Below are 26,996 nucleotides of genomic sequence, written 5' to 3'. Positions count from 1 at the left end.
ACCATCACCGATTGTTCCCGGAAAGCGGGACGAAGAGGGGCGAGGGAGCAAGCGCGGAATGCGACGGCCCTGCAGCCGCGGCGTCGCCGCGCTGCACCGAAGTTGCAGCCGGCGTGTCCGATCGCTGCTCGGCGAAGAGCGACGCGCTGCGCCAGCTCGGCGGTTCGGCCGTCCGCGCCATCGTCGCTGACGGAGCAGCCGGCGCACCGAGCCCGGGTGCGATGGCTGCGACATAGGCGACCGTCTCGGCGGGCAAGCCGCGCCGTCCCGCTGTATAGGCGTCGGCGCGGCCGGGGCCCGCATTATAGGCAGCGAGCATGAGGCGAACGTCGCGATATCGGTCCCACATCGCGCGCAGATAGGCCGCGCCCGCGAGGATGTTGGCGCGCACGTCGAAGGGGTCGGACCCGAGACGGTGCTGCGCCGTCAGCATCGCCCAGGTTGCGGGCATGATCTGCATCAGGCCCATTGCACCGGCATGCGAGAGCGCCCGCGGCTTGCCGCGGCTCTCGACATGCATCACGCGCCATATCCAGACCTCCGGAACGCCGAAGCGTTGCGATGCCTCCGCCACATGGGCGGCATAGGGGTGGGCCGCGGCCGTCGGCGCTTCCGCCGGTGCCGCGCCCCATGCCCGGTCCGGGGCGGCGCTCGCCGAGCAGAACAGCAGCAAGGCGAGGCGCACGGCGCGGACGCGCGCCGAGCGAGCCGGATGCATGATGCTCACGCTTGTTCGCGTGGGACGGGACGCGTCCAGAGGAGATGATATTCATCCTCGTTCTGCGTCGAGCGGAGCAGATTGGCGCGCAGCGGAACCGCGAGCGCCGGGTCGTCGATCTGCAGGGCGATATAGGAGCCGGCGCGTTCGCTGCGGCGTTCCCAACCTGCGCCGATCTCGACGCCGGTGTCGGCTTCAACGAGGAGGACGCGCCAGGCCGGTGCATTTTCCGCGTCGTTCGGCTTCGCCGGAACGATCGCGATCATCGCATCGAGCAGCATCGTCCGGATCTGTCCGGCATAGCCGTCGCCAGCGGTTTGAAAGCTTCCGATAATCATGAGGACATATCCTTTCCTTCGGGGGTGAATGCGGAGCGATCGGCGTCACGGCGCCAGCGCAGCGGCGCGCCGGGCGCATCGCGGACGAGCAGCGGGTGCGCGACGCCGACGACGCCGGTGTCGGGGAGCGGTCCGAAATATCGGCCGTCGAGACTGTCGGGCGCGGGGTTGAGGAGGAACAGTTCGCCGGGGCGCAGGCGATGGCAGCCGAGCCAGCGCGGCAGCGGCCGCCCGAGGCGGTCCGCGTCCCGCGCGCGTGCTGCCGGCGCGCCGTCGATCGTCACGAAGGTGCCGCTGCGGCAGACGAGCGCGCCTTCGCCGGCAGCGATATGCTTCAGGAGCGGCACGCCGCGCGGCACATAGCCGCGCACCGCGAGACGCGCCGCGACCGCCTCGGGCGGGTGGAAGAGGATGAGGTCGCCGACCGCGGGCTCGGCACCGACATCGACGCGGTAGAAGCCGATCGGAACGCTCGGGCTCGCGTTCCAGATGAGGCGCGGTTGCGGCGCGAGCGCTGCCGCGGCGACGAACAGCGCCGCGAAGAGCGTAGCGCTCGCCGCGGTCGCGCGGAACCAGCGGCGGTTCATGGCGCGATCGCCTTGCGCTGGAGCCAGGCGCGGTGCCGCTCCGGACCATAGGGCCGGAACGGCAGTCCGTCGGCGATGTGGCTGCCGATGTGGCGCCAATGATCGGGGGCCGTCTCGCACGGATCGAGCCCGGCGGCCTCGATCGCATCGATCGCCGAGAGAACCTGCTGGACCCTCGGCCAACCGTCGACGCGCAGCAGGATGTCGCCGCCGGGGCGCACGTAGGGATGCGTCGCGAAGGGGGCGCGCGGCGCGGGCGCCGCGATGACCGAGATGCTCGAGAAGATCGTGCCGAAATCGTTCGCGCCCCAACGGACGAAGCCGAAGACGGCCTCGGGCCGGAAGGAGACGATGCGCGTCCGGCGGCTGACGATGCGCTCGGCGGCGACGCGGCCGAAGCGCAGCCAATGCTCGAGCCGCTGCTCGATCCAGGTCAGCTCAAGGTCGGTGAGACCGCTCGCGGTCGCCGCGACCGGCTGCACGCCGGGAGCGGGCGGGATGTTCTGGGCGGAGCGCATCAGCGGCGGACCGGGCGCGCGGGATGGACGACGCCCTTGCCGGGATCGGATGTCGACTTCTTGCGGCCGATCTCGGCCCAGGCGTCGAGATCAGCGATCGCGTAGACGATCCGCCCGCCGAGTTTTCGGTATTCGGGACCCGTTCCGAAGCAGCGATGTTTTTCGAGCGTCCGGCTCGACAGGCCGAGGTGCAGCGCAGCGTCGGGCGTCTTGAGGTAGCGCGGCGAAATGGGGGTGTGCATGTCGCTCAAGAGGGGCCTCCGTTCGCAGCGCCGGGTCCCGTGGCGGGCTCCGGCGGAGAGGCGGCGACATTCGGAAATCGGGACGCGATTTGGGAACGGACAAAGTGACGACGCGCGGAATGTCCCGATCAGGCGGCGCCGAGCAGCTCCTGATAGCCGCCGTCGCGCATCGCGATCGCGGCGCGGTGCCAGCGCGCGATGCGACGGCGCTCGCTCGATCCGTCCCAGTCGGCGGCCGAGAAATCCTGGGCATCGTCAAGGATGAGGGCGGCGGCGATGTCGCGCGCCGAACGCCCCTCGGCGGAGGCGTCGAGGAGCCGCAGCCACTGGATGAGACGCCAGCGCTCGGATGGTCCGGGGGCGCCTCCCCGCAGGAAGCGATGCGTCGTGACGCCCGCCGAGAAGCGGCGCTGTACGGCGAGGCTCACGGCCATCCGCAGCTCGCTGTGCGGATCGGCCGGATTTACATAGGCGAGCCGTTCATCGGCGAGGAAGCGGCGAAGCCAGAGGCGGAAGCGCCGTCCGTCGGCCACGAACACAAGATGCCACTCGCCCGGCAGGATGATCTCGGAGGCGATGTCCGCCGAGGCGATGAGCTCGGCGAGCCGCGGCGCGGCGAAGCCGTCGGGCGCCGGTTCGGCGATGGCGACATGCGCGCAGGCCTCGGGCTGCCAAAGCGCAGGGGAGTCAGTAACGGATCGGTCAGGGTCCAGGGCGAAAGACCAACCCCCATCGTCGCGCGAGCCCCGCGAGGCGCGCGGTGCGGCGCCGCGTCGGCGCCAACGCGGCCGAACGATAGGCGCGGCGGTACGCCGGGCTTCGGCGCAGGAACTCCTGCGCGAAATCGGCGCGATCATATGTTTCGAATATTCTCGGAAAATATGGCGATTGCCAATCGACGACCTGATCCATTCGCACCTCCGGCTGATCTTCAGGAATGAAAGCAAAGCCTATCAGCAGCTTGCCCGCATCGGCTGGAACATGGTTAGCGGCATGCAAAGGATCATCGTAACGCATTGCGGCGGAGAATCCCCGCGCGAAAAGCCTCAAAATGAGAGTATCGCCGCCCGGCTTGCGGCCGGGCGGCGATACTCGATCAGTCGCGCCGCTGGGGACGGGTCCAGACGAGGTCATAATCGCCGTCGCTTCCTTCGAAGAGCTGCGCGAAGAAGGGCGCGGTGAAGCTCGGGTCGTCGAACTTGGTCGAGAGATAGGTGCGGTCGTCCTGGCTGGTCTTCTCCCAGGCCGCACCCACCTCGACGTCGCCGACATAGATGCGGTGGGTCGGAGCGCTGGGTTTGGGATTGTCCTCGGGGACGATGCGAACCGCGTCGACCGAGAGGGCGAGGCTCGCGATTGCGCCCCGATATTCGCCCTTCGCTTTCTTGAAGGTTCCGATCTTGGCCATGTTGAAGTCCTTTCCTTGCGTTCGAGCCGCAGGATCGCGGTCTCGATGCGCATCGGTGGCCGGAAAGGAGGCCGCGCCGCAGCCGCAGGCCCGGAGCGCATGCGGAGGACGGCAGCGCAGCGATTTTCTTGGTCCGCGAGGAACGGCGGCACGCCGGGGGAAGAAAATCGGGAGCGCCGTTGCGGCCAGCGGGCTCAGCGCAGCGGCTTGCCGGCAGATCGCGCAGGGAAGAGACCGTGTTCCTGCGGCGGGAGCGAAGGACTCAGAGGCGGTCGGAAGCGGGCGAAGCGGAGGCCGGGATCGCGGATGCGCGATCGTCACATTCCCGGTCACCGACACCGATTGCATCCACCGAAGACCCGTCAAGTCCCCGGACCGCCGCCACTGCGGCGACGACGGCAGCGAGCACAGGCAGGATCGCCACCAGCATGCCCTCCGTAGCGAAGAGCCGCACGATCCCCGTCATGCCATAATAGCCTGCGACCCCCGCCGGGAGGAGGAAGAGCATTGCGACACAGGCTCGCAGCAATGTCGATCCGCCGTGCGCGTAGAGGTGCCGTCCAGCAAGATGGAGCAGGATCCCCGCCAGGAATGCCATCGCAAGGGCAGCGCCAATGCCATAGCCGCGGTCCTGAAGCTCGAAGGCGAGAGCAATGCCGGTGCCAAGCGGCAGCGCGAGGGCCGCCAGCCGGAACAGAAGCCAGATGAGATAGAGGCCTGCGGCAGCGCCGAGGATAAGCATGAAAGTCACGAGCGTCCTCCTTGGGGACGCGCTCTCCACCACCACCACAGCGCGGTCTGCACCGTCAATCTAGCAGACAGCCGCCCGCGACGGAACCGGAACTGGAACCATCGCGGGGCAAATTTTGCGGGTTCAGCGGTTGAACGGGTCATATTCGCACACGATGTGTTCGGGGTCGCCGTCGAACTCTTCGATGGGCATCACCGCATAGCCTTTTGTCGTTTCGATAAGGACGATGATCGTCATCATCGTGCGGGCGAGGCTCCAGCCGAGCGATTGAGCGGTGGAAAGCGGCATGGGTTTGGCTCCTGTCCTTTCGGAGCGGGACCGTTCCCGCTCGACAGTCGCCCCGCCGGCCGGGTGCGGGCCGCAATCACCGCAGCAAGGCTGCGGCCGCACGCGAAGCGTAGCGGACCCTTCACGGGTTGATTGAAGGAGGCCCGGCTCCGCGCCCAGGGACCAGCGGCTATCGAGAGCGGGTACGGTTTCGCGGGGGACGAGAGGCCCTTGCGCCTTCCTCCCGGACCATAATCTGCGGGCTCCGTCGCCCCGGCGTGCGCGAAGAACAGGGAGAATGACGCAATGGCAGGTCAGCGCAGTGAGTTCGGATATTATCCGCGGCCGCTCGATATCACGGTTGGACCGGTGTCGATCGCGACCCGCGATGGGCTCGACGATATGGTGAAGAACGTCAACGAGGACGAATGGCGCGAGGGCAAGTGGATCTATTCGCCGTTCAGGGAGGTTTCCCATCTCGGCGGGGGGCTTAACACCCGCCCCTATCCCGCCCGGGTTTTCAGTCTCCCGAAGACCCACGACATCACCCATGCCACCGCGCCGGACCTCGACCCGGTGAACTTTCATGTGTGGAGCCTGTCGTTTTTCAAGGGAATGCGGTTCACGATCACCGAGGCCGGGTTTCTCGACTCGACGCCGGTCGAGCCCGATGTCCTCGTAGACTTCGTTCTACTGGGTGGCAGCCTGGAGAAATCGATCGAACTCGCGGAGGCATTCTGGCTCGACAATCTCGCAATGCCTGAGCGAGCGCGCATCTGGGTCGCCGCAGTCCATGCCCTGTTCCTGAGTCAGAACCCGCAGCATCTACAGTTCGAACGCTTTCTGTATCTTTATACCGCGCTCGATGCCTGCTTTGCACTTGCGAAGTCTTTGAACCCTCCAGCAAGGAATTTGTCGCATGGGCAGCGCATCGCTTGGATGTGCGACTGGCTCGGGGTGCCGGTTCCCCCATGGGCAGATCCGGCTGCAGCGGGCGGGGTAGAGGTGGCGGCGATGCGCAATCCGATGATCCACGAAGGCCTCTACATGGGCGAGCCGCTCGGCTTTGCGCTTCATGGCGTGGGCGGGGGGCCAAACCTCACCCTCGAAATGTCCGGCTTGGTCTCCAGGCTCCTCGTCGCCCTCCTTGGCGCGCGAAACAATCGCTATATAACAAGTTCAACCGGCACCCGCCAAAGACAGGGGCTCGACCTTGGCTAAACCTGCAAAGACAAAAGCGCCCGCCTATGAGCAGCGCCTGATCCTGTTTCTCGACTTCCTTGCCTTCAAGGAGGTTGTGGCCGAGACCGAGCGCGACGCGACGGCGCTCGAACGCCTCGTCGCGGCACTCGACGAGGTGGGTCAGACGGTCGAGCCCGGCCTTTCGAAGAGCGAGCGGGTGACGCAATTCTCGGATTCGCTCGTCCTGTCCTACAAGGTCGAAGAGACATCAGCAGTCTTCTGGATGATCGATGCGATCGCCCGCACCGTCGTGCTCCTCGCCGATCGCGGCTATCTGCTGCGCGGCGCCGTGACGGTCGGGAAATTGCTTCACGACAAGCGGCACATTGTCGGGCCGGCAATGGTCAAAGCCTATGAGCTGGAATCGCGCACCGCATGCTTTCCCCGCGTGATCGTCGACCGCGAGGTGCTCAGGATGGCGCGCACCTACAGGCAACCCCAGCATTCGGGGCCGCAGGAAGAGCGCTATGTCCGGTCCTTTCTGGATGAGGACAAGGACGGCTGGCTGTTCATCGACTACCTCTCCTGGGACAAGGTGGTCGAGGCCATGGGCTGCGAACATGACGCCTATCCGGACTATCTCGGCCGGATGGCACGGTTGATCCGAAAGGGGTTGAAGCATGCCGACCCGCGTGTCGCGCGCAAATATCTGTGGCTGCGCAAGCGCTATCTCAAGGCGATGAAGCCCTATCGGGACCTTCCCGCCAATAAGGTGAACGATCCCGATTTCTGCGCGGCGATCGACGCGCTGCCGCGAATGCGCAAGCGCGCCCGCAAGGCGCGGAAGCGCGTGAAGGCATTCGACGCAAAGGCAGCTGCGTGATGGAGCCGCAAGACGTCGCGGGTAGCGACGACAAGGCGGCGGCGCCGAGCGCCAAGGCTGCTCCGGCGGTCCCCGAACGCGAGCATCCATCCATCTTCCACTATCCGATCGACGCCTGCGACGTCAGCGACAAGGCCTTGCTCGAGGCGTTTCGCGATACACTCCAGCATTGGTCCGAGCTGTTCGAGCGCGATCCCGACGCATCGCTCGCCGGGCAGTTCGCCGACATGATGTGGTTCGACATAGCCTGGCGCACGGCGAATGAGGCGCGGCAGTTCGCTGATGACGACGGCACCCGAGGCTCGACCGCGCCGCTGATCGCGATGATGCTCGACCGCGGCTATCTTGCCGGACAGGTCATCTCCATCACCCGGCTGCTCGAAAAGGCACCTGCGAACCAGCCGAAGAAAGCTGTGATCTCACTCCCGCGGATCGTCGATGAGATGCGCGCGGCACGCGAGCTCATGACACGCGAGAATTTCGTGTGCCGCGACGCGCTGCCTTATGACTATGAAGCCTTGCAAGCGGCGGAGCTGGAGCGGCTGTCCGCCGAAATGGCCGCCAATCCGAACAAGGCGCGGCGGGTGAACCTCAGCCTGTCGGGACCCGAAGGGTTCGACCAGGCGCGTATGGAACATGAGCTGTTCGACCTGTTGTCGGGGGTCGCTCCCGAAAATCGGGCGCGCGGCGACCTGATTGGCGAGGACTTTTTCGACCGACTGGACGAGCTGCTCGCGAGGCCGCCGCTTCCCGAGATCAAGGCGCTGCGCAACAAGAGCATCGCGCATGCTGCCGACGCCTTTTCGCGCGCGCAGGCAAAGGGGCTCCGGTCAGGCCTCAGCATCCACGATCTCGACCGCGCGCATTATCTGTTGTTCGCGGTATTCCAGACGCTGTCGGTCGTGCTGTTCGGCGTCTGGCGCGCCTCCCCCGTCCCCGTTCCCCAGCACAATATGTTCGAACATCTGACCGAGCCGTTTCTCGCCGAGAAGCGACTCGAGGCGATGCGCGGCTTCTGGGACAAGCATATCGGTGAGCGGGAAGGCTGGATGAACGACGTTTTCCGAGAGGTCGTACCCGATCCCGCAAAGGCCAAAGCCGCCTCCGCCGGGGACGGAAGCTAAACCCCACTCAGTTGGCAACCTTGCCTTCCGAACGACGCCGCTTGCCTTTTTACCCTAGGTAGGGGTAGGGGGTATCCCTATGGCACATCTTTCAGGCGATAATTCCGAACTCATTGCGCGCGTCCGCCGCATCAGCGGACAGGTTGGCGCGATCGAGCGAGCGCTCCAGTCGCAAGCGCCGTGCGCCGAAGTCCTGCATCTTGTTGCGGCGGTCCGCGGCGCGGTCGCCGGGCTCATCGAGGAAGTGATCTCCGATCATCTCGAGGAGCATGTCTCGCGCCCGGGGCTGACCGACGCCGAGCGCGCGGCCGGTGCCGAGGAGTTGCTCACCGTTATCCGCCGCTACAGCAAATAGGATCGCATAATGGCCACTACCTCCATCGCGGACGCGCGTGTCCACGATCATATGTTCCTGGGCGCGTCACATGACGAGAATGCCCGGCGCACGCTGCTCGTCGTCGTTTTGACCGCGCTGATGATGGTCGGCGAGATCATCGCCGGCTACATCACGGGATCGATGGCGCTGCTCGCCGATGGTTTCCACATGGCGACGCATGCCGGTGCCCTCGGCGTGGCGGCGATCGCTTATGGTTATGCGAAGCGCAATGCGCACAACGCGGCCTATAGCTTCGGAACCGGCAAGGTCGGCGATCTCGCCGGTTTTGCCTCGGCGATGGCGCTTGGGCTTGTTTCGCTCGGCATCGGCGTCGAAGCGGTGTCGCGACTGTTCAATCCGACCAACGTCGCTTTTCTCGAGGCGACTGTCGTCGCGGCGGTTGGCCTTGGCGTAAACATTGCGAGCGCCTTCCTGCTGTCGGGCGGGCATCATCATGGTCACGGGCACGGACATCACCATGGTCATGGCCATGGCCATGGCCATGGCGACGATCATCATCACAACCATGGGCCAATGGCGCAGAGCGGCGACAATAATCTGCGCTCGGCCTATGTGCATGTGCTTGCCGATGCGTTGACGTCGGTGCTCGCCATCGCAGCCCTGCTTGCGGGTCGCTATCTCGGATGGGTGTGGATGGACCCCGTAATGGGGATCGTCGGCGCGATCGTGATCGCGCGCTGGTCGTGGAGCCTGATGCGCGACACGGCCGCGGTCCTGCTCGACCGGAGCGACGATCATGTGGCGGAGGAAGTCCGCGAGCTGGTCGAGGCGCCCGGCGATGCCCGGATCGTCGATCTTCACGTATGGCGCCTCGGACCCGACGCGCATGCCGCGATCGTCAGCGTCGCCGGGCCTGCCGGTCTCACCGGCGCGGCGATCCGCGAGCGCCTCGCGCCGGTCCACGAGCTGCGTCACGTCACGATCGAGTGCAACTGAGCGATGCGTTCGCCCTGCATCGAATTATGTGCGTTCGACGGTCGGACGGGCTGGTGCCGCGGCTGCGGCCGCACCCAGCCCGAATGCCGGAGCTGGAAGAAGGCCTCGCCGTTCCAGCAGCGCAAGCTGGCCTCGGAGCTTCCGCGCCGATTGGCGAAACTCACGCAGGAAAAATGACGGCCCCGCCCGAAGGCGGGGCCGCTGGGGTCAGCTCGGCGGGTTCCAGATAAGCACCTTCTTCATCGGATCGTCGCCGGGCGCGTTCGCGATATTCGCGTAGATCGTGCCGAATTCGGGGGCCGAGAGGGTGACCGAGACATATTCAGTGCCGTTCGACTGCGACGTGCGGGTCCAGCCGGCGCCGACCTCGTAGCCGTTCTTGCGCGCGATCACGCGGAAGTCGGGCTCATTGTCCTTCACCTTGCGGCCGTTCGGGACGATCGCGATCGGCGCGGTGACCAGAAGGGTCGTCAGCGTGCCTTCGAAGCTGCCGTCGGCCTTGACGGTGAGATTTGCGATGGTGGCCATGTCGTGTCTCCTTGGGTTGCTCGGGACCATCCCCGATGGCGCCAGCCGAAGGGCCCGCGAGCCGCCGTCACCGAGCGGTACGCGAGGGCGAACCCCCGCAGGGGGTTGACGGCATGAGGCGAGCCGAGGCCCGCAGTCAGGCAGCCAAGGAGGGAGTGGTCCTGCAACCGGAGCATTTGGCCACCATCAGTGAAAGTCATGGCTCCGGACGCGCAACGCAGGCTCGCGGCTGTCGGGCCCGCCCCCGTTCCGCGCCCCGTCCCCGCGTCCCGGCGCAATGGAAAGCGAGCTGCGCCCGACCTGCCGCAGCATCGCGTCATGGTCGGTTATCCGGTCACAGATGACATGGATGATCTCGCCTTCCTTCTGGACGCGGCCGCGCATCGCGATCATCGACGCCGCCATGACCTGGCGCCGATAGATGTCGAAGCGATCGGGCCAGAGGATGCCGTTGGCGATACCAGTCTCATCCTCGATCGTGACGAACAGCACGCCCTTCGCCGAGCCGGGCCGTTGCCGCACGAGGATCACCCCGGCGACCTCGATATTCCGGCCATCGCGGATCGAGCCGAGATCCGCGCAGCGGACGATCCCCATCCGGTCCAGCTCCTCGCGCAGGAAACTCAGGGGATGCGCGCGCAAACTCAGTTGAAGCGTGCGATAATCCTCCACCACCTCGCGTCCTTCGGTCATCGGCCGAAGCGCGGTCGGCGGTTCGAGCCCTTCGGGCGAGAAGTTCGCCTCGCGCGCGTCGGCGGCCGCGAAGAGCGGCAGCGGCGCCTCGCCGAGGCCGCGGACCTTCCACAGCCCCTGCCGCCGGTCCTCGGACAGAGAGGCAAATCCATCCGCTTCGGCGATCCGCTCGATCGCGGCGCGCGGCACGCCGGCGCGCCGCCATACATCCTCGACGCAGTCGTAGGGCACATCGCCGCGCGCCCCGACGATCGCGGCACCATGTATGTTCGCGAGCGATCGAACCTGGCGGAAGCCGAGGCGAACCGCGAGATAGCGCCCGTCGCTCCTTTCCAGCGTACAGTCCCAATGGCTGTCGTTGATCGACACCGGACGCACCTCGACGCCGTGATTCCGGGCATCGCGCACGATCTGCGCGGGCGCGTAGAAGCCCATCGGCTGGGCGTTGAGCAAGGCCGCGCAAAAGACGTCCGGATGATGATGCTTCATCCAGCAGGAGGCGTATGCGATCTTGGCAAAGCTCGCGGCGTGGCTCTCGGGAAAGCCATAGGAGCCGAAGCCCTCGATCTGCTTGAAGGTGCGCTCGGCGAAATCCTTGGGATAGCCCCGCTCGACCATGCCGCCGACGAGCTTGTCGTAGAAATGCGACACGCCGCCGGTGAGCTTGAAGGTCGCCATCGCGCGGCGAAGCTGGTCGGCCTCGACCGGCGTGAAGCCGGCGCCGACGATCGCGACCTTCATCGCCTGCTCCTGAAACAGCGGCACGCCCAGCGTCTTCTCGAGCACGGCGCGAAGCTCGGGCTTCGGATATTCGGGCTTCTCCTTGCCCTCCCTCCTTCGCAAATAGGGATGGACCATGTCGCCCTGGATCGGACCGGGGCGGACGATCGCGACCTCGATCACGAGATCGTAGAAGCATTTGGGCTTGATGCGCGGGAGCATCGACATCTGCGCGCGGCTCTCGATCTGGAAGACGCCGAGCGTATCGGCCTTCTGGATCATGCCATAGACCGCCGGGTCGTCCTCCTGCAGGTCGGCCATGCCGACCGAAATCCCCTTATGTTCGGCGAGCAGGTTGAACGCCCGGTTCATGCAGCCGAGCATCCCGAGGCCCAGCACGTCGACCTTCATGAATTTCAGAACGTCGATATCGTCCTTGTCCCATTCGATGATCTGGCGGTCCTCCATCCGCGCCGGCTCGATCGGCACAAGATCGTCAAGCCGCTCCTCGGTCAGTACGAAGCCGCCCGGGTGCTGGGAGAGATGCCGCGGCGTCCCGATCAGCCGCCGGGCGAGATCGAGCGTCAGCCGCAGTCGGTAATCACCGGCGTTGAGGTTCAGCTCGGCAATGCGCTCCTCGGGGATGCCGTCGACCGACCAGCCCCAGACGAGGCCGGTGAGCATCTTGGTGAGGTCGCGCGGCAGCCCAAGCGCCTTCCCTACCTCGGCGACCGCGCCACGGGTTCGGTATCGCGTGACCACGGCGGTCAGCGCGGAGCGATGACGGCCGTAGGTCTCGTAGATCCACTGGATGATTTCTTCGCGCCGCTCATGCTCGAAGTCGACGTCGATATCGGGCGGCTCCTTGCGCTCGCCCGACACGAAGCGCTCGAAGAGCAGCTCATGCTTGATCGGGTCGATCGAGGTCACGCCGAGCAGGAAGCAGACGCAGCTGTTCGCGGCCGACCCGCGGCCCTGGCACAATATGCCGCGGCGCCGGCTTTCGGCGACGATCGAATTGACGGTCAGGAAATAGGGCGCGTAGCCGAGCTCGCCGATCAGGCGCAGCTCATGCGCGATCTGTTTCCGATAGGCAGGCGGCACGCCGCCCGGAAACATCCGGTTCGCACCTTCCTCGGTCAACGCCGCTAACGCCTCTTGCGCGGTGCGGCCCTCCATCACCTGCTCGTAGGGATATTGGTAGCGGATCTCGCCAAGGTCGAAGCGGCAGGCTGCCGCGATGTCGGCGGTCGCCGCGATCGCGTCGGGGAAGAGCGCGAAGCGCCTTTCCATCTCGGCCGGGCTCTTCAACGCCCGGTCCATGAAGCGTTCGCGTTTGAACCCGAGTGCATCGACCGTCGTCTTCTCGCGGATCGCGGTCAGCACGTCCTGCAGCGGGCGCCGTTCGGGCGCATGGTAGAGGATGTCGCCGAGCGCGACGCTCCGTACCCCCACTTCCTGCGCCAGCGCATCGAGCGCGCGAAGCCGCGCGAAATCGCCGGGCCGGCGGTGCAGCGCGAGCGCGAGAAAGGCGCGCGGGCCGAAGGCGCCGCTGAGCTCGGCGAGATCGAGCCGCGCCCGCTCGTCGGCTTCACCGGTCAGGAGGATCGCGACGAGGCCCTCGGCCGCGGCCGCGACGTCGGGCCAGTCGAGCCAGCAATTGCCCTTGCCGCCGCGCGCCTTCCCCAAGGAAAGCAGCCGGGTCAGCCGCGACCAGGCCGCGCGATCGGTCGGATAGAGGAGGATCGAGCGACCGTCGCGGAGGTCGACGCGCGTCCCCGCGATCAGCCGGACGCCGGTTGCTTCCTGTCCAGACAGGCCGCGCACCATGCCGGCGACACTGCCCCGGTCGCAAAGCCCGAGGGCCGAATGGCCGAGGGCAGCGGCGGTCGCGAACAATTCCTCGGGCGAAGAGGCCCCCCGCAGAAAGGAAAAATGGCTCGTGGCGTAGAGTTCGACATAGGTCGTAACGGGGTCCGTCATCCGAACACGCCATGCATGTACCAGCTGAGGTCACCCGTCTTGTCGGTGATCGCGTCGCCGCGGCGGAAGAGCCAGAAGCGCTCGCCGCTTGTCGCCTCGACCCGGAAATAGTCGCGAACCGCCCACATCTCGCCGGGACGACGCCACCATTCGCCATGGATCCGCTCGGGGCCATCGCCTGCGACCACCGCATAGCTCCGCCCGCGCCACGCGAAGCGGCGCGGAGGGTGGTCGGGAAGCAAGGCGACGACGCCCGACAGCGCCTCGGGCCGCGCGAGCATCCGGATCGGCCGCGGCCAGACGGGCCAGCCGGCGGGCTTGGCCAAAGGCCCGGCGCGCGCGATCGCGCGCTCGGGGACATCGCTTTCGATCGCGGACAGGCGGAACAGCGCGGCATCGCCGGCGCGGCCGGCCAGCGCATCGACGAGCGGAGCGAGGTCGGGCGCCTGGCGTGCCGTGTCGAGCACGGCGGCGATCGCCTCGGGCGCCAGCGCTTCGACCTGCGGCGCCGCGAGAACCATCGTCTCGATCCCGAGCCCCGGCTCGATCCGGTCGATCCGGAGCCTGAACAGGCGCATCAGATGTTTCGCATCGCGCGTCGCGCGCGCCGTGCCGACGGTGACGAACTGCGCGCCCATGTCGAGCCGGTCGCAGCGCAAGACGAGGCTTCGCACGCCGAGACTGCGCTCGCGCAGCGCGAGCACGAGATCGCCGAGCAGGTCGGCGATGACCTGCTCGATCGCCTCGGCGGTCCCGATCGGTTCGAGCAAGGAACGGCGCGCCTCGGGCATGTCGAACGGCACGACCGGAACGATCGGCTCAGGTACGAACCCTCGCGCCTGGTCGAGCCGCTCGACCGCGCTGCGCCCGAGGCGCCGGGCCAGGGGCCCGCGCGGCATCGGGTAGAGATCGGCGATCCGCTCGATCCCGAAGCGTGCCGCCGCGGCGAGCGCCTCTGGCGCCAGCCGGAGCGCCGCCAGCGGCAAAGGCGCCAGCGCCTCGCTCTCGCCTCCTTCCGGCAAGATCCGCACGCCCGCGCCGCCATAGCGTGCGAGCGCGTGCGCGGCGCCCGGTGTACCGGCGATCGCGACACGCGCGGTGAAACCGAGGCGCCGCAGAAAACCGAGCAATCGCGCCGCGAAACGCTCTTCGCCGCCGAAGAGATGCGTCGTGCCCGACAGGTCGAGCCACAGCCCGTCGGTGCCCGACACCGCCGCCGTCGGCGTCCAGCAGCGGGCGGCGTGGAACGCCAGGCGATCGAGCCACGCGCGATCGGCGTCGGGTGCGGCGTCGAGTAGGTCGAGATCGGAGACCAGCGCGCGGGCATGGGCGGCCGCCATGCCGGGCACGAGGCCGAGATCGAGCGCCGCCGGACAGGCGGCCGTCACGAGGTCACGCTGGCCGGTTCGCGCGACGACGATCGTCGGGCGGAGGCCCCAGAGCGGCGGCAGCGGCGCAGCGATCCCGCCCGACGTTCCGTCGTCCGAGCGCAACGCCCGGAACACCGGTGCGGCAGCTTCGCTCCGCCGTCCCAGCTCGCGCATCGTCGGTCGCTGGTGCGCCGGGAGGGCGTCGAGCGACGGCCCGCCGGAGTGCGTGCCTTGCGCCCAGCGCGCGCCCGGACGCCAGCCGCCGCCGCGCGGTACCGAGCAGGTGCCGGGATTGTCGTCGACAGGCTCGGGGAAGCGCGGACCAGCCCGCGCCCGATCAGGCGGCGTGCCCGAATGCGACGGTGTCCGTTCTGCCCGGCGCAACCGCTCGATCGGCAGTTGCGGCAGGAAGAGCGAGGCGACCCTGGTCATCGCACGCCTCCAGTTCGAGGGAAAAAGGCGGGCCGCCGCGCTGCCGGACCAGCTCGACATTCCAGCGCCCGCGCCCGACGCCGGGCGAGGCGAGGCGGCCCGACGACAAGGTGCCGATGCGCCAGCGGGTCATCGCGAGCGACGGATCGGCGAGCGGGCATTGGCCGTAACGCCGGTACCGGCGATAGAGGATCATCGGCGTGTGGCCCTCGGATGCGGCCAGTTGCAGCCGGCGCGTCGCGGTCTGATCGGCCGCTTTCACTTCGGCAACGACGCAGGCGAGCGAACCATCGCGCAGCGCGTCCTCGCACAGCGCCAGCAGTTCCTTGTCGGTCCTGCCTTGAGCATAGAGCACGCGGTCCGGACCGAGCCCCGCCTGTTCGAGACCGGGGGCATAGAGATCGAACCGCGTCAGCGCCCAGAGCGCCGACACGTCGGGCGCCGCCGCGAAGCGCGACGCGATTCCAGCCGCGAAGAGCGTTGCCGCAGCGTCGTCGCTCCAGCTTGCCGAGGCGCCCGCGACCTCGTGCAGGCCTGCGCCATCGAGCCCGCCGCCAGCGAGAAGATGATCGACCGGCCCGACGCCGAACGGCAGGACCGGCCCGCGCGAGGCGGCTGCACGCGCCACCGCCGCGCGAAGCACGTCGATATCTCGGGCACTTGGCCGAGGTGCAGATTGGGGCGTCGTGCTCATGGGAATATCGACTCAAATGTTCCCTTTATGTTCCACCGAGTCAAAGGGCGCGTCAAGCGGGCCGCGACGAACCGCCGGGAATCGGTGTGCGCCTTCCGCCCGGCCTCTGTAAAAGCGAAACAAATTGGGCTCATGATCGTGACGGCTGCGTCCTGCTGACGGAACGAGGATAGCCGCCAAAGCATTGGAAGACCGGTGACGGACCTATTGCGAGGCGAATCATGCGTGAGAATCACAGCCGCTATTCCACCGTCTCGATCGTCCTGCACTGGACGATCGCCATCCTGATCATCGCCAATGCCACCTTTGGCGGCTGGATGGAGGACGCCTCGGACAGCGAAAAACTTGGCTATTATCAGCTGCACAAATCGGTCGGGATCACGATCCTCGCGCTCAGCCTTATCCGGCTCGGCTGGCGCTTCGGCCATCCCTGGCCGGCCTTCCCCGGCGGCATGCCGTCATGGGAACGGCTGCTCGCGCGCACGACCCATATCCTCTTCTATGTGCTGATGATCGGCGCCCCGCTTCTCGGCTGGGCCGCAGCGTCGGCGGGCGGCGCGCCCGAAGTGCCGCTTTACGGCGCCGTGCCCGCGCCCAATCTTCCGCTACCGCTGAACGAGGATCTCGCCGAAGCGCTCGGCGACATACACAAGCTGATGGTGAAGGCCGTTTACGTCGTGCTCGCGCTGCATGTTCTCGGCGCGCTCAAGCATCATTTTTTCGACAAGGACGAAGTGCTCCACCGGATGCTGCCGCTGTTTCGCAATCCGCGCGGCTGACACGCGTCGGCGTCACGGCATGCTGTCGTCGCGGCTGAGCAGGCCGAGGGTGCGCTCATCGCGCTCGCCGCCGAACCAGCGGATGAGCGCGGCGGAGAAGAGCGGCCGCCGGCTCACGGCCTCGAACAATGTCAGCGATGAACGCAGCTTGACGGCGTCGACCTCGCCGAAGACCGCCACCGGGTCGCTTGCGGGCAGGTCCTGGATCGCCTCGACGCATTCGGCATAGCGCGCGCCGAGAAGCGGATGGGCCAGATAGGCCCGCGCCTCATCGGCTCCCGCGAGACCGTAGAGCTTCGACGTCGCGCTTCGGCCAAGGCCTGCCAGCTGCGGGAATATGAACCACATCCAGTGCGAGCACTTCTTGCCGCGGCGAATCTCGCCGAGCGCGCGCGCATAGATTTGCTCCTGCGCCGTCACGAACAGGTCGAGCCCCTCTTCGTTCGTCATAAGGCAAGAGCGCCTTGCGCGGGGGGCTTGCCATATACCTGCGTCACCTCGAGGCTGCCTTCGGGAAGCCATTTCAATATGTCCTCGGCCGGAACGCGCGGATCGAGCCAGGCGGCCCATTGATCGCGCGCGAGCGGAATGATCTGGCGATGGTGATAGGGTGCGATGTCGGGACCGGCGTCCATGGTCAGGAGGCTGAAGGCTTCGCCGACATGGCTGTCGCGCCACACACCGGCCATGCAGAACCAGCGATGGTCCTTCAGCGTGAACAGCCACTTGTCGAGCCGCTTCTGCGCGGGGTCGGTGGGATCGGTGAACTCATAGAAACCGTTGCAGAGGACGAGGCATCGCTGCATGCCGAGATCGCGGCGCTCCGAGCGCACATTATAGACCGGTTTGCCGCCCTGTCCGGGCCAGCTCCAGCGCCGGTTGACGAGCGATCCGGCGGCGGCGCCGTCGCTGCTCCTCACGATCGGCGCGGTATCGGTGATGCGGACATCCTCGCGCGCCGGCACGTTCGGTGCGCCCTCGGGCATATCGATCTTGATCTGGAGGTTGTCGAAGTCCTCGGCGATCGACGCGATGTCTACCTCGAGCCGATAATCATTGCACATGCGCGTCGGTCCCCTCGCCCTTGCGACTCAACATCGTTCCCATTATGTTCCACATATGGGTATCGCGCCAACCCCTTTCGATCCCGACGCCCCGAGCGGAGGCGTGCAAGCGCTCGTCCGGCGCAATCCCGACAATATGACCGAGATCGAAATGGTCAAAGCGGTTTGGGGTTCCGACCCGCGGTTCAACGACGGGATCAATTATCGTTTCGTGCGCGCCGAGGGCCGCGCCTTCCCGGCGCGCCGCTGCCTGATCCCGGCGTCCGAGTTCCGCATGGGAACCGGCGATCACCGCTACCGGGTGACGCTCGACAGCGGCAATTTCTTCTATCTCGCCGCAGTCTGGGACCCGCCACTTGCCGACTGGCCGCTGTCCTACCGCATCCTCACCATCCCGGCGGGCGCCGATGTCATCCCTTATCAGTCGCGCCACGGCGTGATCATCCAGCGGCGCGACGCGAACCATTGGCTCGACGGCAGCGTGCCGAACGAGGTGCTGTTCGAGGAACCCCCGCGTCACACGCTGTTCGTTGAGCCTTTGCGCAAACAGGCGGAACTTCCGCTCTAGATCATGATGTCGCCGGCCCGCAGGGCCCGAACAACCGCACTCTTGGCGAGCCCGCAGCGGGGCGGCGTGCGATGCGCGCCCGTGCCTAGCCGCCGCCCCGCAAGGATAGCGAGCCGAGCGTGCCGCGCGGCCAAAACAAAAGTGCGACCCCTGGCCGAGCCTGCGAGGCGAGAGCGCGCTCATCAGATGCCGCGCCCGACATGCCGCCGCGCGGCCGTCCCGCCGGGCACGCCGGCGGGACGTACCGGCTCAGCCGTTCAGACGATCCTTGACGGCCTTCGCGGCGCCAAAGGTCAGCTTCTTCGAAGCCGCAATCTGGATGGTTTCGCCGGTCGAGGGATTGCGGCCTTCACGCGCGGCCGATTCCTTGACCTTGAACTTGCCGAAGCCGTTCACCGAGACTTCGTCGCCCTTGGCGGCGGCGTCGGTGATCGCGGCGAAAACGGCATCGACAGCCTTCTTCGCATCGGCCTTGCTCAGACCAAGTGCGGTTGCGACGCTGTCCGACAGTTCGGCGTGGTTCATAAAATCATCTCCTTGAACGGCCGGAAGGATCCCGGCCGGGCGGGCGCTATAGCGCCGCGGAGGGATCGGCGCCATCTGCGCCGCGCCAAGGCGCGGCACGCCGAGTTGCACTCGGCGGCGGCGTGCGGCAGTAGCGGCGGATGCTTCCCCACCGCCTCATCGCATCCGCCCTGCTCCTGCTGGCTGCTGCCTGCTCGCCCGCGACCTCCGCACCCGCAAACCCGCCTGTTCCATCGAAACCGCTCAAGCTTGCGAGCTGGAATCTGGAATTTCTCGCCGCGAGGAACGGCGAAGGCTGCAACCCCAGGGATGACAACGATTATGCCGCGATGCGCCGCATCGTCGACGACCTCGACGCCGATGTGATCGCCTTTCAGGAGGCCGAGAATGAGACCGCCGCCGCGCGGGTCTTCGACCCCGCCAAATATGTCGTGATCATGGAAGCGCGGAAGGGCGCGCCGGGCGGCACCTGCGGCGGCAGGTTCCCGTCGCAGACGGTAATCCGCCAAGCCGTCGGTTTTGCGATCCGCAAGGACATGGCCTTCGATCGCCATGCCGATGTGACGTCGCTGATGCGCGGCAACGAGCAGCTTCGCTCGGGCGTCGACATCACGCTCCGCCCCGAGGGCCGCACACCGATCCGCCTTCTCGGCATCCACCTCAAGTCGGGCTGCTTCTCCGGGAGCGAGGCGAAGGCCTGCCCCATATTCCAGGACCAGATTCCGGCGCTCGAAGCCTGGATCGACGCGGCCGCCGCCGGGCCCGAGCGCTTCGCGGTGCTGGGCGACTGGAACCGCCGGCTCGCGCTTCCCGGCGACGCGATCTGGACGGAAATCGACGATGGCGATCCGGCCAACGCCGATCTGATGCTCGCCGACGCGGGCCAGCCGCCGGCCTGCGACCCGCGCTATGACAGTTTCATCGATCATATCGTGCTCGACCGGCGCGCCGCCGCTGACCGGACGGGGTTCAGCGAGACGCTCTATGCGCCCGGCGAGAAGCATTATTCGGACCATTGCCCGATCGCGGTCACGCTGCGGCGATAGAAAAAAATTCCGGGCCTCGAAGTAGCCCACGGAACCATCGCGCGCCCGGCACGTTTCACTTACCTGTCCAGACGAAAAAATGGCAGAATTTGATCGCATCTTCGGATGCAATCTAGGGAAGCCCCGCTGCAGAGATGTAGCGGGGCTTACCATTTCCGCTCCGCAGATATGCGGGCGCCATGGCGCAGGCGAGAAGCCAGCGGCCCGACGATCATTCTGCGTCAGGCACGTCCTCGACACTTTCCCGACCGTCGTCATCAGGAAGGGGAACCTGCTCCGGAACTTGCTCGGGGCCGGTCGGGGGAGAATCGGGATGCGGGTCGGGCGGTGCGCTTGCCATGACAGCTCCTATGGACGTTGCCACTGGGAAACGGCCGGCAAGTCCTGCGGTTCCGGCGAGCCCGAGCCGCCCTGCGATCAGGCCGCAGGCCCCGGCACAAAATAGATCCAAAATGGTTTGATCTGGCGGCGGCACTTCCGTTTCCCCCCTGTTGACGATAGCGTGCCGCGCCATGACCGTGGGGGAAGAGGAATCGATCGGACCGGGATCGTTGTGGCTGCGATGGGATCCGCACGTCCACGCCCCGGGCACGATCTTCAACGACCAGTTCAAGGGCGATTGGGAAGCCTATCTTGCCGCGATCGAGGGTGCGACGCCGGCGATCCGTGCGCTCGGTATTACCGACTATTACGGGCTTGAACTCTACAAGGATGTTCGCGCGCGCAAGGAGCAAGGTCGCCTCAAGGACTGCGACCTGATCTTTCCGAATATTGAGCTTCGGTTCAGCGTGGGAACCGCGCGGTCGTGGATCAACGCCCATCTGCTCGTCTGCCCCGACGATCCCGATCATATCGAGCAGCTCACGCGCTTCCTTCAGCGCCTGACCTTCAAGACCACGACCGACACCTTCGCCTGCAATCCTTCGGAGCTGATCCGCTTGGGACGGTCGCTCAATTCCGAGCTGACCGATGATCGTTCAGCGCTTCGCCACGGCTCCGAACAATTCAAGGTAAGCTTCGATCAGCTCCGTGAAGAATATAAGGGGATGAGCTGGGCGCAGGAGAATATCCTGATCGCGGTCGCCGGCGCGAAGGGCGATGGGACATCGGGACTTCAAGATGGCGCAGACCAGGCTTTGCGCCAGCAGATTGAACATTTTGCTCACATCATGTTCGCGTCGAGCCCGGCGCAACGTGAATTTTGGCTCGGCCGAAAAACCAGTCGCGAGCATATCTGCGAGACCTACGGCGGGCTCAAGCCCTGCATGCACGGCAGCGATGGGCATTCTGTGGAACGAACGGGCGCGCCCGATGGCGACCGCTATACCTGGATTAAAGGTGCGGCGACATTCGACGGACTGAAGCAGGCCTGCATCGATCCCGAGAGCCGCGCTTACGTCGGGACCGAGGCGCCGCCCGCAGCTGCGCCGTCCGAGACGATCCGCCGTGTGACCCTGACGAATGCGCCGTGGGCCCCCAATTCGGTGATCGATCTCAACCCGGGCCTCGTCGCGATCATTGGTGCGCGCGGGTCCGGCAAGACCGCGCTGGCCGACATGATCGCAGCGGGCTGCGATGCCCATGCCGACCAGCTCCCTATGCAGTCGTTCCTGGTTCGGGCGAGCGAATATCTCGACGATGCGACGGTGAAGCTCGATTGGGGCAATGGCGTTGTCACCGAACGCGGCCTCGATAATGCCGCGGCGGCATGGGACGGCTACGCCCGCGCTCGATACCTGACACAGCAGTTCGTGGAATCGCTCTGCTCACCGGAGGGAATGACCGATGGCCTGCTGTCGGAAGTCGAGCGCGTGGTGTTCGACGCGCACAGCCCGACCGAGCGAGAGGGCGCCGTCGATTTTGCGGACCTTCGCGACCTCAAGGCAGCCCGGTTCCGCGAGGCGCGACGCCGCGAAGAACAGAAGCTCGAGGAATTGTCCGACCGGATCAACATCGAGCTCGAGAAGCAATCTCAGATCGTGGCCATTCGGAAGCAGGTCGACGAGAAGAAGCTCAAGATTATCCAGCTCACCGATGACCGCGGCAAGCTTGTCCGCAAAGGCAGCGAGGACCGGATCAAGCGCCTCGAGGCCCTGACCGAGGCAGCAAACGAGGTGCGCGCACGGGTTAGGCGCCTGACCAATCGCGAGCAGAAGTTGCTACTCGTCCAGGACGAGGTTTCGGACTTCCGGACCCATCAGGCGCCCGAAAATCTGCGCGATGCGCAAGAGCGCCACAAGGATGCCGGCATAGCCGGAGAGGCGTGGGACCCGTTTCTGACGCAGTACAGCGGCAATGTGGACGGCATCATCAACGACAACCTGTCCTCCACCCGGAAGAACCGTGACGGGTGGCGCGGGATCGATATCGCAATCACCGATCCAGCGACCCCGCTCATCGCCGACGATGCCGATCTGACGAAACTTCCCCTTGGCCGGCTTGATGCGGAAATCCGGCGGCTCGGCGATATCATAAACGTCGACAAGGAAACACGCGAACGGTTCAATTCCCTGTCGACGAAAATCACGACCGAGACCGAATTGCTCTCGGTCCTGCAGGACAAGCTGAAGGACTATGAGGGCGCAGAGGAGCGCGCCAAGGGCCTGCCTACGGAAAGGCAGTCAAGCTACCGGCGGATCTTCGAAGCGGTGTTTTCGGAACAGCAGGTCCTCAACGACCTTTACGCACCCATCCGGGCGCGAATGGACGAGACGGGCGGGACGCTCGGGAAGCTTGCGTTCACTGTCACCCGCCGAGCAGACATGGCGGAGTGGGCAAAGCGCGGCGAGGATCTGCTGGACCTTCGCCGACAGGGCCCGTTCCGCGGCGAGGGCAAATTGCTCGAGGCTGCGAATGACGAGCTTCGCGGCGTTTGGGAGAGCGGAACCGCCGAAGAAGTGACCGAGGCGCTGAAGGAGTTTCGCCAAAAATATCAGAAGAGCTTCTTCGAACATGCTCTCGCACAGCGCAGCGATGCCGCCGCATTCCGCGGCTGGCTCAAGCTGTTCGCGCGCTGGCTCTATGGCACCGATCATATCGAAGTCCGATACAGCGTCGATTATGATGGGGTCGACATCCGCAAACTTTCGCCGGGCACGCGCGGCATCGTACTCCTGCTACTATACCTCGCGCTCGACAACGCAGATGAGCGGCCGCTGATCATCGATCAGCCCGAGGAAAATCTCGATCCCAAGTCGATCTATGATGAACTCGTCGGCCTGTTCCTCAAGGCCAAGGCGAAACGCCAGGTCATCATCGTCACGCATAACGCCAATCTGGTGATCAACACCGACGCCGATCAGGTCATCGTTGCATCAGCCGGCCCGCATCCGGGGGATGGCTTGCCCGAGATCGCCTATGCGAGCGGCGGCCTCGAAGATGCACCGATCCGCAAGATGGTCTGCGACATTCTCGAGGGCGGGGAACATGCGTTTCGCGAGCGCGCACGGCGCCTGCGCGTTCGCCTGGAGCGTTAGTCTCAATATTTTGCACGGGCTCAAGGGGGAGCAAAACCAATGAGGAAAATCATTCTGGCTGCGGCGCTGATCTGCGCGCCGGGACTGGCGCAGGCGCAATCGGGCTGCACAGCCTATACAGGCACCACGGTGCAACCGCAGACCTTCGACCAGGCTATAGCGTCCATCAAGCCCGTCGCGCCGAAGGACGAATTCGAGACCAGCGATGCATACCGCGCCCGGCTCGCAGCAGCGGGCGGCTCCGGCCCCCTCATCATCTCGAAGAAGATCGAAGGCGCGGAATATCTGGCCTATAATGCCGATCTCGGAGCCTTCGAGGTGAAGTCCTACCTGTTTGACAATACGAACTTCAGCGCTTGGGACACCTTCTATTATGCAAAAGTCGAAAGTCCGAAGGCCAGCACCCTCAGCAACCTCGACGTGACGATTTCGAGCAGCGAGGTCACGACCGGCACCTATTCCGCGCAGAATGGCTTCGGGGCGAAGGCCACCATCAGCAAGATTACCCGGACCGAGAAGGCGATCTTCGAGGGTGAACCGGCGCGCTATGGCGAAGAGCTTTTCATCGCCAACAAGGGTGGCGTCATCGGGACCGTCCCCATGAGCGTCGCCGAAGCGCAAGCCTTCAAACCCCAAGCCAAGATTGCCTTTGTTGTCGTGCCGAAGCTCCCGAATGTCGTTCGCGCCACCTACCCCTATGGCAAGACGACGATCAGCAATCCGACCGATATCACGGTGAATTCGACGGTCCTGGTCGCCGACATTCAGTGCGGCCTGCTCATGGACGGGACGAACAAGGTCGTCGCAGCCTTCACGACACGATGACCGCGTCAGAAGATCCCGGAGACAATTCCGGTCATAATGCGGCCGATCACCGCGCGGAGGATGAGGCAGAACGCCCACAGCCGCCGGTCGACGAACTCCTCGTTCTCGACGAGCGCCAACTCATCCGGATCGAGGCCGTACACAGGGGTTTCCTCTACCAGCATCTTTACGCGGCAGCGTGCCTTCTCCTCGCGGGAAAGGCGGGAGCCGAACATATCATCGTCGAGCGGGACGAGGACATCGAAGTCCAGCTTCCGGACGCCCGTATCTATGCGCAGGTCAAAACGCGGCAGGTCGTCCTCAATCCCAGTGATATTTCAGGAGCACTAGAGCGTTTCGAGGACATACGTGCGGAGCATCAGAACGGCCTGCGAGCTGGCGACGCGAGATTCGTGATCGCGACGAATGCGCCTCCGTCGCCAGCCCTGCTCAAGAAGATTGCCGCGGATGACTGGCCAGACGATGTCGAGCTGCATTGGCCAGGCGGTCCTGAGCCCTCCGACAATTGCCTGCCTCGACCTGCCGACAATGTTGCCGGTATGGCTGCATATTGCTCGGATCTCGCGGCGCAGCTGCCATTCGGGTTGCTCAGGCCGGAGACGCTGACCTGGAAGTTGGCCGCCATGGTCATGCTCGCATCCGCTGGCACGCCTCCGCGCGAGGATCACAGTTTTTCCCGCGAGGAATTGCCGGACCTGTTCGAGCAGCTCGTGGTCCAGATGCAGCAGCTTCCGGCGCCGCCACCGGTGTATCGCGCCCAGATCGACGAACCCGCCCTGCTAAGTGACCAGCCCGTCCGCATCATAGCGGGACTTTCGGGCTCGGGGAAAACCGCCTGGATGGCCGAGGCCGCGGTCCATGCTGCGCTCCCGGTCACCTATCTCGACGTTGGGGACACGCCGGGACCCGCGCTCGCGTCAGCGGTAGCACGCGAAGTGGCGGCGAAGATGTTCGGTCGCTCCAACGACAAGCTCGGCGAAATTCTTCTGCCGGGCGCGAGCGGATTGGACATGGTGAGCGCACTGAGCATCAAGCTCGGCGAAGACGGCCTTCACGCGGCTGTCGTCATCGATAACAGCCACCGCATTCCCGCGGCCGATATAGAGGCGCTGGTAGCACGGGGCCCCAATCTCCGATTTGTCCTGCTGAGCCAACCGGGTCGGCACATCGCCGAACTCGAAGCAGGACTAGATATTCAAGCCGAGACTCTGGACGGCTGGGACGAAGACACTATCGCGGCGGCAGTTCGAGATGCTGGTTGCCGTGCCGATTTCGGCGATTGCGAGCGGCTATCCAGAATTACCGGAGGCCTGCCATTTTATGTGCTCAACGCGGCGACGATCGCGGCGCGCGAATATGGCGGCGATATTCGGGCCTTTTGTACGGATATCGAGCAGCAGACCAATATCGTCGAGACGGCTCAAGAGATTATCCTGAGGCGCGCGTTCGAAGGCTTGCCGCCGGCCGACAGAGAAACGATTGCGGTCCTGAGCCTCGCCGACGTCGCGCTCTCAAGGGACGAAGCCAGTGCCTTGCTTCAAGCCGCGTGCGACATCGACGCGAAGGCGGCCACGGCCCGGTTGCGCGCGCTTCCCGCAACGGGTGCGCTGGAATTATTCGGGAATAGCGGCTTAAAAATTCACGACGCGGTGAGGATACTCGGCAACGCGGACGTCTCGGCAAAGGGTCAGGACTTCGAGCAGAAAGCCTTGGGCTCGCTGCAGCGGGTCATCGTAAGTTCGATCCGGACCAACTGGAGCCTCGCGAAGTTAGGACTGCTCATCCGTCTGTTCGGGCTTCTCGGTCAGGCGAGAATATTGGTGCAGTTTGCCACAGACGAATTGTTCCACGAACTCGGGGTCTGGCCGGAAATCGAACCCTATCTGCTGACGATCGCGGCCGATCCGAACGGAGATGCCGAGACAAGACTGTGGGCGCTCGACGGCCTGGTCTTCAACGATCTGCGGGAGGGAGATTATGAGGCCGGCCGGGAGCGCGTCGACGAGATGGAATCGCTGCTGAGGGCGAACGAGCTTGGCGACGAGGAGTGGATGGCCTGGGGCATGAAGCGGATGTTGCTCTTGTCCGAGCTTGGCGACATTGATGGCGTCCGGGCCATGCTTGACCAAGTTGCGGACCGACTTCCCGACCAGCCCGAACATCTGCGCGTGTTTCGTTACAATCGCGCCCTCGCCCTGTTCAAGCTAGGCGACAACGATACAGCGGTAAGTGAGGCACTCGCCCTCATCGGCGAATATTATCGGGAGCTCGGGATCAGGCCCGACGATGTGATAGGACGGAACGCCCCCGAACTTCGGGAGCTTCTTCCCAAAGACGAAGATCTCACCGATCGGCTGAAACATCTGGCAGACAGTCACGATCTTTTCGCGCAGGCCTTGGGCCGGAAGAGCCAGCGATCTACTCTCGCACGTATCCATGCGATGAAATTCTACGAACTGTCGCAATCCTACCAGTCATTCGTCCGGGTTGGTCTCGATCTTGTCGAAGAACTGGTCTGGGTGAACGACTTCATAAGCGCCCGCGAGGCCTTCGAACGGAACATCTTCCCCATCTTGCAAGGCGCGGGCCTCGCGGGGCCCGTTCTCGAAGCTCGCGCTCTATATGCGGTGGTTCTTGCGTACTGCGGCGACCATGATGCGGCGGCGAACGAGGTCGAGCGGCTGCTGCCGTTCGAGGATGCGATGGATCCGAACCATCGCGCGGCATTCCAGGAGCAGAAGGCCATCATTCGCGAGGTTCGGCGCAAAGGCGGTCCCCCGCAGCGACAGGTTGTGATTCCTGCCCCTTTGCAGGCGCTGTTCGATCAGCGTCGCGGTGCCCCCAGGGAGGTTGAGCCGAGGAAAAAGGTCGGCCGCAACGAAAAATGTCCCTGCGGTTCTGGCAAGAAATTCAAAATCTGCCACGGGCGGTGATCGCGAGCG

Annotated in this window: 29 protein-coding genes; 12 read left to right on the top strand and 17 right to left on the bottom strand. The window is 65.5% G+C overall.

Translation table 11 applies throughout. From position 1 onward, the window contains the following. Window positions 1-4: 4 nt before the first annotated feature. From STE01S_RS11355 to STE01S_RS20380, 10 genes are all read right to left on the bottom strand, one after another. Window positions 5-718 (bottom strand): lytic transglycosylase domain-containing protein, encoded by a 714-nt coding sequence (locus STE01S_RS11355; RefSeq protein WP_082813309.1) that lies wholly within the window; start codon window positions 716-718, stop codon window positions 5-7. Between the two features lie 5 nt (window positions 719-723). Continuing rightward, window positions 724-1,056 carry a DUF736 domain-containing protein gene (locus tag STE01S_RS11350; protein WP_062767732.1) on the bottom strand — a complete coding sequence of 111 codons (333 nt, stop codon included), beginning with the start codon at window positions 1,054-1,056 and terminating at the stop codon, window positions 724-726. Beyond that, complete coding sequence (locus tag STE01S_RS11345) at window positions 1,053-1,643, bottom strand: S26 family signal peptidase (RefSeq protein ID WP_062767730.1); 591 nt, start codon at window positions 1,641-1,643, stop codon at window positions 1,053-1,055. Before STE01S_RS11345 ends, STE01S_RS11350 begins: the two co-directional genes overlap by 4 nt. Next, the gene (locus STE01S_RS11340; RefSeq protein ID WP_062767728.1) at window positions 1,640-2,161 is read right to left on the bottom strand and encodes a DUF2840 domain-containing protein; all 522 of its coding nucleotides are present in this window, start codon (window positions 2,159-2,161) and stop codon (window positions 1,640-1,642) included. Before STE01S_RS11340 ends, STE01S_RS11345 begins: the two co-directional genes overlap by 4 nt. Next, entirely contained in the window at window positions 2,161-2,403 is a 243-nt protein-coding gene (locus STE01S_RS11335; protein ID WP_037553423.1) for a helix-turn-helix transcriptional regulator, read from the bottom strand. The genes STE01S_RS11340 and STE01S_RS11335 overlap by 1 nt, the downstream gene beginning before the upstream one ends. 128 nt (window positions 2,404-2,531) lie before the next feature. Beyond that, window positions 2,532-2,936 (bottom strand): DUF2285 domain-containing protein, encoded by a 405-nt coding sequence (locus STE01S_RS11330; protein ID WP_255265938.1) that lies wholly within the window; start codon window positions 2,934-2,936, stop codon window positions 2,532-2,534. A gap of 169 nt (window positions 2,937-3,105) precedes the next feature. Next, window positions 3,106-3,315 carry a transcriptional regulator domain-containing protein gene (locus STE01S_RS20815; protein WP_082396360.1) on the bottom strand — a complete coding sequence of 70 codons (210 nt, stop codon included), beginning with the start codon at window positions 3,313-3,315 and terminating at the stop codon, window positions 3,106-3,108. A gap of 184 nt (window positions 3,316-3,499) precedes the next feature. Continuing rightward, window positions 3,500-3,811, bottom strand: a complete 312-nt coding sequence (locus STE01S_RS11325) for a DUF736 domain-containing protein (protein ID WP_058802367.1) — start codon at window positions 3,809-3,811, stop codon at window positions 3,500-3,502. 262 nt (window positions 3,812-4,073) lie between these two features. Further along, window positions 4,074-4,562 carry a hypothetical protein gene (locus STE01S_RS11320; protein WP_162928262.1) on the bottom strand — a complete coding sequence of 163 codons (489 nt, stop codon included), beginning with the start codon at window positions 4,560-4,562 and terminating at the stop codon, window positions 4,074-4,076. 123 nt (window positions 4,563-4,685) lie between these two features. Beyond that, window positions 4,686-4,850 carry a hypothetical protein gene (locus STE01S_RS20380; RefSeq protein ID WP_162928261.1) on the bottom strand — a complete coding sequence of 55 codons (165 nt, stop codon included), beginning with the start codon at window positions 4,848-4,850 and terminating at the stop codon, window positions 4,686-4,688. Window positions 4,851-5,135: 285 nt separating this feature from the next. Between STE01S_RS20380 and STE01S_RS11315 the strand changes: the two genes are divergently transcribed. The 6 genes from STE01S_RS11315 (at window position 5,136) to STE01S_RS11290 (ending at window position 9,528) form a co-directional block, all read left to right on the top strand. After that, window positions 5,136-6,050 carry a hypothetical protein gene (locus STE01S_RS11315; RefSeq protein ID WP_062767724.1) on the top strand — a complete coding sequence of 305 codons (915 nt, stop codon included), beginning with the start codon at window positions 5,136-5,138 and terminating at the stop codon, window positions 6,048-6,050. Further along, window positions 6,043-6,894, top strand: a complete 852-nt coding sequence (locus tag STE01S_RS11310) for a hypothetical protein (RefSeq protein ID WP_062767722.1) — start codon at window positions 6,043-6,045, stop codon at window positions 6,892-6,894. The genes STE01S_RS11315 and STE01S_RS11310 overlap by 8 nt, the downstream gene beginning before the upstream one ends. Then, on the top strand, window positions 6,894-8,018 hold the full coding sequence (locus STE01S_RS11305; RefSeq protein WP_062767720.1) for a hypothetical protein: 1,125 nt from the start codon (window positions 6,894-6,896) through the stop codon (window positions 8,016-8,018). The genes STE01S_RS11310 and STE01S_RS11305 overlap by 1 nt, the downstream gene beginning before the upstream one ends. Window positions 8,019-8,097: 79 nt before the next feature. Further along, window positions 8,098-8,373 (top strand): metal/formaldehyde-sensitive transcriptional repressor, encoded by a 276-nt coding sequence (locus STE01S_RS11300; RefSeq protein ID WP_037553343.1) that lies wholly within the window; start codon window positions 8,098-8,100, stop codon window positions 8,371-8,373. Window positions 8,374-8,382: 9 nt separating this feature from the next. Next, the gene (dmeF, locus tag STE01S_RS11295; protein WP_062767718.1) at window positions 8,383-9,351 is read left to right on the top strand and encodes a CDF family Co(II)/Ni(II) efflux transporter DmeF; all 969 of its coding nucleotides are present in this window, start codon (window positions 8,383-8,385) and stop codon (window positions 9,349-9,351) included. A 3-nt stretch (window positions 9,352-9,354) separates the two neighbouring features. Continuing rightward, window positions 9,355-9,528, top strand: a complete 174-nt coding sequence (locus STE01S_RS11290; RefSeq protein WP_062767716.1) for a DUF1289 domain-containing protein — start codon at window positions 9,355-9,357, stop codon at window positions 9,526-9,528. A gap of 30 nt (window positions 9,529-9,558) precedes the next feature. Here STE01S_RS11290 and STE01S_RS11285 read toward each other — a convergent pair whose 3' ends face one another. The 4 genes from STE01S_RS11285 to STE01S_RS11270 form a co-directional block, all read right to left on the bottom strand. Further along, complete coding sequence (locus STE01S_RS11285) at window positions 9,559-9,879, bottom strand: DUF736 domain-containing protein (RefSeq protein WP_037553339.1); 321 nt, start codon at window positions 9,877-9,879, stop codon at window positions 9,559-9,561. A 186-nt stretch (window positions 9,880-10,065) separates the two neighbouring features. Beyond that, window positions 10,066-13,275 (bottom strand): error-prone DNA polymerase, encoded by a 3,210-nt coding sequence (locus STE01S_RS11280; protein WP_062767714.1) that lies wholly within the window; start codon window positions 13,273-13,275, stop codon window positions 10,066-10,068. Beyond that, the gene (locus STE01S_RS11275) at window positions 13,272-15,077 is read right to left on the bottom strand and encodes a DUF6504 family protein (protein WP_082813304.1); all 1,806 of its coding nucleotides are present in this window, start codon (window positions 15,075-15,077) and stop codon (window positions 13,272-13,274) included. The genes STE01S_RS11280 and STE01S_RS11275 overlap by 4 nt, the downstream gene beginning before the upstream one ends. Then, window positions 14,983-15,771, bottom strand: a complete 789-nt coding sequence (locus STE01S_RS11270) for an ImuA family protein (protein ID WP_174531836.1) — start codon at window positions 15,769-15,771, stop codon at window positions 14,983-14,985. The genes STE01S_RS11275 and STE01S_RS11270 overlap by 95 nt, the downstream gene beginning before the upstream one ends. A gap of 221 nt (window positions 15,772-15,992) precedes the next feature. Here STE01S_RS11270 and STE01S_RS11265 point away from each other — a divergent pair, with 221 nt between their 5' ends. Continuing rightward, the gene (locus STE01S_RS11265) at window positions 15,993-16,550 is read left to right on the top strand and encodes a cytochrome b (RefSeq protein WP_062767712.1); all 558 of its coding nucleotides are present in this window, start codon (window positions 15,993-15,995) and stop codon (window positions 16,548-16,550) included. 12 nt (window positions 16,551-16,562) lie between these two features. Here the strand turns inward: STE01S_RS11265 and STE01S_RS11260 are convergent, their stop codons facing one another. Continuing rightward, the gene (locus STE01S_RS11260; RefSeq protein WP_062767710.1) at window positions 16,563-17,000 is read right to left on the bottom strand and encodes a DUF1810 domain-containing protein; all 438 of its coding nucleotides are present in this window, start codon (window positions 16,998-17,000) and stop codon (window positions 16,563-16,565) included. Further along, complete coding sequence (locus STE01S_RS11255) at window positions 16,997-17,614, bottom strand: SOS response-associated peptidase family protein (protein ID WP_062767708.1); 618 nt, start codon at window positions 17,612-17,614, stop codon at window positions 16,997-16,999. Before STE01S_RS11255 ends, STE01S_RS11260 begins: the two co-directional genes overlap by 4 nt. A 55-nt stretch (window positions 17,615-17,669) precedes the next feature. On the opposite strand from STE01S_RS11255, the gene STE01S_RS11250 reads away from it, so the two are divergent. Then, window positions 17,670-18,182 carry an SOS response-associated peptidase family protein gene (locus tag STE01S_RS11250; RefSeq protein WP_062767706.1) on the top strand — a complete coding sequence of 171 codons (513 nt, stop codon included), beginning with the start codon at window positions 17,670-17,672 and terminating at the stop codon, window positions 18,180-18,182. A gap of 249 nt (window positions 18,183-18,431) precedes the next feature. On the opposite strand, the gene STE01S_RS11245 is transcribed toward STE01S_RS11250, so the two are convergent. Further along, the gene (locus STE01S_RS11245) at window positions 18,432-18,782 is read right to left on the bottom strand and encodes an HU family DNA-binding protein (RefSeq protein WP_255265933.1); all 351 of its coding nucleotides are present in this window, start codon (window positions 18,780-18,782) and stop codon (window positions 18,432-18,434) included. 65 nt (window positions 18,783-18,847) lie between these two features. Between STE01S_RS11245 and STE01S_RS11240 the strand changes: the two genes are divergently transcribed. From STE01S_RS11240 to STE01S_RS11220, 4 genes are all read left to right on the top strand, one after another. Further along, entirely contained in the window at window positions 18,848-19,753 is a 906-nt protein-coding gene (locus tag STE01S_RS11240) for an endonuclease/exonuclease/phosphatase family protein (RefSeq protein ID WP_120694177.1), read from the top strand. Window positions 19,754-20,265: 512 nt separating this feature from the next. Next, window positions 20,266-23,229: a TrlF family AAA-like ATPase gene (locus tag STE01S_RS11235; RefSeq protein ID WP_062767704.1), complete on the top strand. Its 2,964-nt coding sequence runs from the start codon at window positions 20,266-20,268 to the stop codon at window positions 23,227-23,229. Between the two features lie 39 nt (window positions 23,230-23,268). Continuing rightward, a complete protein-coding gene (locus STE01S_RS11230; RefSeq protein ID WP_062767702.1) occupies window positions 23,269-24,054 on the top strand; it encodes a hypothetical protein in 786 nt (261 codons plus the stop codon). After that, the gene (locus tag STE01S_RS11220; RefSeq protein WP_218016987.1) at window positions 24,051-26,987 is read left to right on the top strand and encodes a YecA/YgfB family protein; all 2,937 of its coding nucleotides are present in this window, start codon (window positions 24,051-24,053) and stop codon (window positions 26,985-26,987) included. Before STE01S_RS11230 ends, STE01S_RS11220 begins: the two co-directional genes overlap by 4 nt. Window positions 26,988-26,996: the final 9 nt, after the last annotated feature.

The sequence above is a fragment of the Sphingopyxis terrae subsp. terrae NBRC 15098 genome, from assembly GCF_001598815.1.
Lineage (GTDB): Bacteria > Pseudomonadota > Alphaproteobacteria > Sphingomonadales > Sphingomonadaceae > Sphingopyxis > Sphingopyxis terrae.
The sequence above is the reverse complement of the archived record's forward strand: the minus strand, read 5'-3'. Positions and strand labels throughout refer to the sequence as shown.

Excerpts from the sequence above, each read along its gene's own strand:
- STE01S_RS11325 (WP_058802367.1), bottom strand. The coding sequence starts at position 3,811 with ATGGCCAAGATCGGAACCTTCAAGAAAGCGAAGGGCGAATATCGGGGC.
- dmeF (WP_062767718.1), top strand. The coding sequence starts at position 8,383 with ATGGCCACTACCTCCATCGCGGACGCGCGTGTCCACGATCATATGTTC.
- STE01S_RS11285 (WP_037553339.1), bottom strand. The coding sequence starts at position 9,879 with ATGGCCACCATCGCAAATCTCACCGTCAAGGCCGACGGCAGCTTCGAA.
- STE01S_RS11290 (WP_062767716.1), top strand. The coding sequence starts at position 9,355 with ATGCGTTCGCCCTGCATCGAATTATGTGCGTTCGACGGTCGGACGGGC.
- STE01S_RS11355 (WP_082813309.1), bottom strand. The coding sequence starts at position 718 with ATGCATCCGGCTCGCTCGGCGCGCGTCCGCGCCGTGCGCCTCGCCTTG.
- STE01S_RS11300 (WP_037553343.1), top strand. The coding sequence starts at position 8,098 with ATGGCACATCTTTCAGGCGATAATTCCGAACTCATTGCGCGCGTCCGC.
- STE01S_RS11230 (WP_062767702.1), top strand. The coding sequence starts at position 23,269 with ATGAGGAAAATCATTCTGGCTGCGGCGCTGATCTGCGCGCCGGGACTG.
- STE01S_RS11340 (WP_062767728.1), bottom strand. The coding sequence starts at position 2,161 with ATGCGCTCCGCCCAGAACATCCCGCCCGCTCCCGGCGTGCAGCCGGTC.
- STE01S_RS11260 (WP_062767710.1), bottom strand. The coding sequence starts at position 17,000 with ATGACGAACGAAGAGGGGCTCGACCTGTTCGTGACGGCGCAGGAGCAA.
- STE01S_RS11345 (WP_062767730.1), bottom strand. The coding sequence starts at position 1,643 with ATGAACCGCCGCTGGTTCCGCGCGACCGCGGCGAGCGCTACGCTCTTC.
- STE01S_RS11275 (WP_082813304.1), bottom strand. The coding sequence starts at position 15,077 with ATGACCAGGGTCGCCTCGCTCTTCCTGCCGCAACTGCCGATCGAGCGG.
- STE01S_RS11220 (WP_218016987.1), top strand. The coding sequence starts at position 24,051 with ATGACCGCGTCAGAAGATCCCGGAGACAATTCCGGTCATAATGCGGCC.
- STE01S_RS11235 (WP_062767704.1), top strand. The coding sequence starts at position 20,266 with ATGACCGTGGGGGAAGAGGAATCGATCGGACCGGGATCGTTGTGGCTG.
- STE01S_RS20380 (WP_162928261.1), bottom strand. The coding sequence starts at position 4,850 with ATGCCGCTTTCCACCGCTCAATCGCTCGGCTGGAGCCTCGCCCGCACG.
- STE01S_RS11250 (WP_062767706.1), top strand. The coding sequence starts at position 17,670 with ATGGGTATCGCGCCAACCCCTTTCGATCCCGACGCCCCGAGCGGAGGC.
- STE01S_RS20815 (WP_082396360.1), bottom strand. The coding sequence starts at position 3,315 with ATGGATCAGGTCGTCGATTGGCAATCGCCATATTTTCCGAGAATATTC.
- STE01S_RS11270 (WP_174531836.1), bottom strand. The coding sequence starts at position 15,771 with ATGAGCACGACGCCCCAATCTGCACCTCGGCCAAGTGCCCGAGATATC.
- STE01S_RS11335 (WP_037553423.1), bottom strand. The coding sequence starts at position 2,403 with ATGCACACCCCCATTTCGCCGCGCTACCTCAAGACGCCCGACGCTGCG.
- STE01S_RS11350 (WP_062767732.1), bottom strand. The coding sequence starts at position 1,056 with ATGATTATCGGAAGCTTTCAAACCGCTGGCGACGGCTATGCCGGACAG.
- STE01S_RS11315 (WP_062767724.1), top strand. The coding sequence starts at position 5,136 with ATGGCAGGTCAGCGCAGTGAGTTCGGATATTATCCGCGGCCGCTCGAT.
- STE01S_RS11255 (WP_062767708.1), bottom strand. The coding sequence starts at position 17,614 with ATGTGCAATGATTATCGGCTCGAGGTAGACATCGCGTCGATCGCCGAG.
- STE01S_RS11245 (WP_255265933.1), bottom strand. The coding sequence starts at position 18,782 with ATGGCGCCGATCCCTCCGCGGCGCTATAGCGCCCGCCCGGCCGGGATC.
- STE01S_RS11240 (WP_120694177.1), top strand. The coding sequence starts at position 18,848 with ATGCTTCCCCACCGCCTCATCGCATCCGCCCTGCTCCTGCTGGCTGCT.
- STE01S_RS11305 (WP_062767720.1), top strand. The coding sequence starts at position 6,894 with ATGGAGCCGCAAGACGTCGCGGGTAGCGACGACAAGGCGGCGGCGCCG.
- STE01S_RS11280 (WP_062767714.1), bottom strand. The coding sequence starts at position 13,275 with ATGACGGACCCCGTTACGACCTATGTCGAACTCTACGCCACGAGCCAT.
- STE01S_RS11265 (WP_062767712.1), top strand. The coding sequence starts at position 15,993 with ATGCGTGAGAATCACAGCCGCTATTCCACCGTCTCGATCGTCCTGCAC.